This window comes from Mesorhizobium sp. M7A.F.Ca.CA.002.04.1.1, from assembly GCF_004022805.1.
Classification (GTDB): Bacteria; Pseudomonadota; Alphaproteobacteria; order Rhizobiales; family Rhizobiaceae; genus Mesorhizobium; species Mesorhizobium ciceri.
This window is the reverse complement of the sequence record NZ_RZPL01000417.1, coordinates 1-5,051: the sequence shown is the minus strand read 5'-3', so window position 1 is coordinate 5,051 and position 5,051 is coordinate 1. Positions and strand designations below refer to the sequence as shown.

General features: G+C 60.9%; 5 protein-coding genes. 2 read left to right on the top strand and 3 right to left on the bottom strand.

The genetic code is table 11. The features are described from left to right. Both ENZ75_RS20530 and ENZ75_RS20525 read right to left on the bottom strand, forming a co-directional pair. Window positions 1-615: VOC family protein (locus tag ENZ75_RS20530; protein ID WP_164887897.1), on the bottom strand; the 615-nt coding region annotated here is incomplete at its 3' end. A 118-nt stretch (window positions 616-733) separates the two neighbouring features. Further along, window positions 734-1,024, bottom strand: coding sequence for a Dabb family protein (locus ENZ75_RS20525; RefSeq protein WP_027163379.1), 291 nt, complete (start codon window positions 1,022-1,024; stop codon window positions 734-736). 572 nt (window positions 1,025-1,596) lie between these two features. On the opposite strand from ENZ75_RS20525, the gene ENZ75_RS20520 reads away from it, so the two are divergent. After that, on the top strand, window positions 1,597-2,853 hold the full coding sequence (locus ENZ75_RS20520) for a cyclopropane-fatty-acyl-phospholipid synthase family protein (protein WP_063168054.1): 1,257 nt from the start codon (window positions 1,597-1,599) through the stop codon (window positions 2,851-2,853). Window positions 2,854-2,990: 137 nt separating this feature from the next. Next, window positions 2,991-3,992: a glycerophosphodiester phosphodiesterase family protein gene (locus ENZ75_RS20515; protein ID WP_027163378.1), complete on the top strand. Its 1,002-nt coding sequence runs from the start codon at window positions 2,991-2,993 to the stop codon at window positions 3,990-3,992. A gap of 30 nt (window positions 3,993-4,022) precedes the next feature. On the opposite strand, the gene ENZ75_RS20510 is transcribed toward ENZ75_RS20515, so the two are convergent. Continuing rightward, a partial coding sequence (locus tag ENZ75_RS20510) for a 5'-nucleotidase C-terminal domain-containing protein (protein WP_206617071.1) occupies window positions 4,023-5,051 on the bottom strand: 1,029 nt, incomplete at its 5' end.

Sequence of the window (5,051 nt, the reverse complement as noted above, 5' to 3'; positions counted from 1 at the left end):
ATTATCCACCGAGATAGAAATCAACTCATGCTGCTTTCCAGGCGCATCGCTGACCGCCAAGATCTCGACAATTCCGGTCGCGCCGTTGGCGTGGGCCTGCAAAGCCGCGCGGTCGACATCAGGCGCGTTGACCCGCTCGCAGGCAAACAGGAAGGCGTCCGTGGCTTTGGCTCCGGCCGCGAAAGCGAGCTTGAACGATGCGATGTCGCTCTTGCCGGCCGGGTCGGTGAAAGCGCGCGAAAAACCCAGCATGTCTCCCGCCGAGATGCCGGCATCGACATAGCGTGCATGGTCGGCATCGGCATTGCCCGTACCTAGAACAATGGCGGAAAACCCCTCGTCGCCGTTGCTGTCGCGATAGGCGCGATCACGCGTGACGAAGACATTGCCGTCCGCGATAGCCTTTGCCGCCACCTGCTCGTCGCCGACCGCCAGCGGTTCGAGATACGTGCCGTCGGCCAGGAAAACACAGCAGTTTTCCGTTCCGAAGGGATGGATGCCGGTCGGGGCCACGACGAAGCCAAGCGCGGCGAGCCGGGCTCGCGCCACCTCAAGGCTCTGCGTTGGCAGCACCAGGTGATCGAGCGGATGAGTGCCAGTGATGGTTCGGGTCATGCAGCCGCGATGTGCATCATTCCGCAAATCGGTTCAAGACTTGATCGCAATCCCGGCCATTTCGCCCCCGCCAGTTCACCGGACGTCGAAAAAGGCACCAGTTGGGACAAAGCCTCGATCAGCTTCCGGCAATGACATCGGCGGAATAGCGCAGTTCGCGCATCGGTTTGACCTTGCTGGTGGTCTGCGCATAGAGCGGGTGCGCCTTGTAGGCGGCCAGCGCGGCGTCATCGGCGAACTCCGCATAGACGACCACGTCGACCTCGTCCGACAGCGGATCCACCTTGGTGTTGAGCGTGACCTCGAACAGGCTGGAATGAGGAATGTTGCCGAGCGCCAGCAAGCCGGTGCGCACAGCCTCGACATCCTCTTTTCGCCGCGCGCTGAAGAAAACGATATGCCGGATCAACCCCGCCTCCTCGATCAAAATGCTGGGGTCTTTTGTGACGGCAGGACGTTGGCGTCAATCGACTAGGATGTCGCGGCTGCCGCCACTGGAGTTAAGCTCTGCCGGTAACATATCGCACAACATGGCTAAGCTCTCTCACTGTTGTGTCGAGATAGCGGCCCTGATTGTACATGCCATCCCAGATCAGGAAAAACGCGATGGCGGCAATGACGATTACATAACGCATGGCTAGATCTATCGCACGAGCAATTCTGCGACCATAGGCGTTTTTTGCGCGCTCGGCCTTTGCTGTGCAAAAAAGCGGATTCTCGCTGGCGCAAGCATTCCGCGTGGCACAGCCCCGCTTGCGGCCTGCCTCTTGAAGTTTCGCCGCATGACGTGGAAGATCGCCGCAGGGATTCACTGGGAAGCGCTAAAGCTCTGGTAAAAGAGCGCGTGTTTCATTCGAGCCCGCCCGTCACTGAGCCGGTCAGCGCCCGGGACCGGCAACGGCGTTCGAAGCTGGCGAATGATCCAAGAGAACCGTGGCTCGGCAATCTGCCCCGACACCGCGGAAATCCAGGGGGCACGAGATGGCACAAAAGGAACTTTTTGGCGCAGCATTGAGCGACGCGGTCAGGCTCGATGAGTTCAATTTCGCCGAGATCGTCAAAGGTCTGCCGGCGAAAGCGCGCATGGTGCTGTCGGCGGCGATGAACCTGCCGCGCGGTTCGCTCAAGGTGAGGCTGCCGGACGGCCGCGCCGTCCTCGTCGGCGGCAAGGGACCTGGCCCAGATGCCGAACTGGTGCTGAAGAATTGGCGCTTGCCCGGCCGCGCCTTTTCCGGCGGCACGATCGGCGTAGCCGAATCCTACATGGACGGCGATTGGGAAAGCCCTGATGTGACCAGCTTCCTGGAGCTGTTCGTGGTCAATTCGGTCATTGGCGAGCGTATCGCGGGCGGCACCAGTTGGCTGATCAACACCGTCCAGCGCATCCGCCACTGGTTCAACCAGAACACCCGCACCGGTTCGAAGCGCAATATCTCGGCGCATTACGACCTCGGCAACGCCTTTTACAAGCAATGGCTCGATCCGAGCATGACCTATTCCTCGGCGCTCTACACGACCGGCGCCAACGACCTGGAAAGCGCCCAGGCCGCCAAATATCGCGCGCTGGCGAAAGACACAGGGATCGGCCCGAAGGACCATGTGCTGGAAATCGGCTGCGGCTGGGGCGGCTTCGCCGAATTCGCCGCGCGCGAGATCGGCTGCCGCGTCACCGGGTTGACGATCAGCCGCGAGCAGCACGATTTTGCAACGGCTCGCATCGCCAAGGCTGGCCTTGCCGAAAAGGTCGACATCAAGCTGCAGGACTATCGCGACGAAACCGGCACCTATGACCGCATCGCCTCGATCGAGATGTTCGAGGCGGTCGGCGAGAAATACTGGCCGGTGTTTTTCGGCAAGATGAAGGCTTGCCTGAGACCCGGCGGCACCGCCGGCCTGCAGATCATCACCATCAACGAAGCCGCCTACGACACGTATCGCGCAAGGCCGGATTTCATCCAGCGCTATGTTTTCCCGGGTGGCATGCTGCCGACACCGTCGATCCTGAAGACACTGGGCAAGGATCATGGCCTTGCCCATCTGCGCGAGCGCGTGTTTCCGGATGACTATGCGCGCACGCTTGCCGAATGGCGCCACCGGTTCTGGGCGTCATGGGAGAAGATCGTCCCGCTCGGCTTCGACGACCGCTTCAAGAAGCTCTGGGAGTTCTACCTGCACTATTGCGAGGCCGGATTCCGCGCCAGCTACATCGACGTGCGCCAGGTGGTCTACAAGGCGTAAGTCGACACGTTCTTCGATTTCATTGCCGCCGACCAGGCGATATCGAGGATGATCTCGATGTCGCCGCCCGGTCGCCGTCAAAAAGTCCGATCGCAAAGCAGGATGCCGCGCAGGACGGACGAATCGGAAATCACTTGATGCGCAAACGGACGATCTTCTTCGGCATCATCGTTGTCGCCGCGGCGGGCATCTGGCTCAACAACACCTCGCTGTTGTCGAGCCGCCCCGCCGGCAAGCCGGAAGTGCTTGCCCATCGCGGCCTTGCCCAGGACTACGCACGGGAAGGCATGACGGGTGAGACGTGCACGGCCAGTCGCATGTTGCCGCCGCGCCATGCCTACCTCGAAAACACGATCCCCTCGATGGAAGCAGCCTTCGCGCTGGACGCTGACGCGCTCGAACTAGATGTTCACCCGACGACAGACGGCAATTTCGCCGTCTTCCACGACTGGACGCTGGATTGCCGCACGGAAGGCAAGGGAGAAACACGCAACCATTCCATGGCCGAGTTGAAGACCCTCGATGTCGGCTATGGCTATACGGCGGATGGCGGCAAGACCTTTCCGTTTCGCGGCAAGGGTATCGGCATGATGCCGTCGCTGGATGAGGTTCTGGCGCACTTCCCGGCCCGCCGCTTCAACATCAACGTCAAGAGCAACGATCCAGGCGAAGGCGAAAAGCTGGCCGCACGGCTTGCCATGCTATCGCCGAACGAGCGCTTCTATCTCTCGGTCTATGGCGGCGACAAGCCGATTGCCGCAGTCAAGGCAGCACTGCCGGACATGCATACGCTGAGCCGCGCGTCGCTGACGCAATGCATTCTGCGCTATGCCGCGCTTGGCTGGAGCGGCTATGTTCCAGATGCCTGCCGAAAAGGTACCTTGCTCATTCCCGTCAACATCGCGAAATGGATGTGGGGTTGGCCGAACCGGTTTCTCGATCGCATGCAAGGCGTCGACAGCCGCGTCTATCTGCTCGGCCCGTACACCGGCGGCGACTTTTCGCAAGGGCTGGACGATCCCGAACTGATCAAGCAGCTGCCGAACGGTTATTCCGGCGGCATTTCCACCGATGCGCTGGATCTCGTCATGCCTGACATCAAGGAACGTTTCACCCAGCCGGCTCAATCCACGCCATAAGGCCGGGACTCGAGCCGACCCGAACCACCTTCAAAGCAGGATGCGGTATTTCGCGAAACCTGCCTCGCCCTCGCCTGCCGGCTCGATCTTCAGCGATTTCAGCTGCGCAATGAAATCCTTCGCCTTGGCGCCGGTTTCGAACACGGCGCTGGTTCCAGGCAGCGGCGCGAACGACCAGTTGTCGTCCGCGGACGGGTTGATTGTACCCTCGCTGACGATGTAGCGGACGATGACGTCGCGATTGGTGTCCGGCGCTTCATAGATGATCTTCGAGGCATTGATGTCGGGGAAATTGCCGCCGCCACCGGCCCGGTAGTTGTTGGTCGCGACGACGAATTTCTGTTTGGGGTCAATTGGTTTTCCATCGAAACTCAGGTCGACGATGCGATTGGCGCCAGCGTTAGCCAGCCCGCCCTTGGCATCGTATTTCGGCGGCTGCGACAGGTCTATTTTATAGGTGACGCCGTCGATGACGTCGAAATTGTAGGACGGAAAATCGGTGTTGATGAGGGCCTGGTCGGCCTTCCCTGGCTCGATCCGGTTGAAGATCCCGGCCGACATTTCCAGCCATTCCTTGACCTGCCCACCGGTGATTTCGACCGCACGCACGGTGTTGGGATAGAGATAGAGGTCGGCGACGTTCTTGATGGCGATATCGCCGGCGGGCACGTCGGTATAGTAGTCGGCGCCGTTGCGTCCGCCGGCCTTGAACGGAGCGGCCGCCGACAGCAGCGGCACATCCTTCCATTGCGTATTCTTCAGAATATCCCTGAGGTACCAGGTCTGCGCCTGGCTGACGACCTGCACCGACGGATCGTCGGCGACCAGCGCGAAATAGGAATAGAGCGGCGCGGAGGTCTTGCCGACGGGGCGGCGCACATAGGCCAGTGTTGCCTGGTGGTCCTGCTCAAGGGCCGCGATGATGCGCTTGTCGTCCGGGACAGTCGGTTTATTCTTGTTGTCGACGCGTTCGAAGATCGGCCGCGCCTCGGAAGTGGCGGAAACGACCTTCCATTTCGACCCGTCACGCTCCAGCATCAGGTCGATCAGCCCCATATG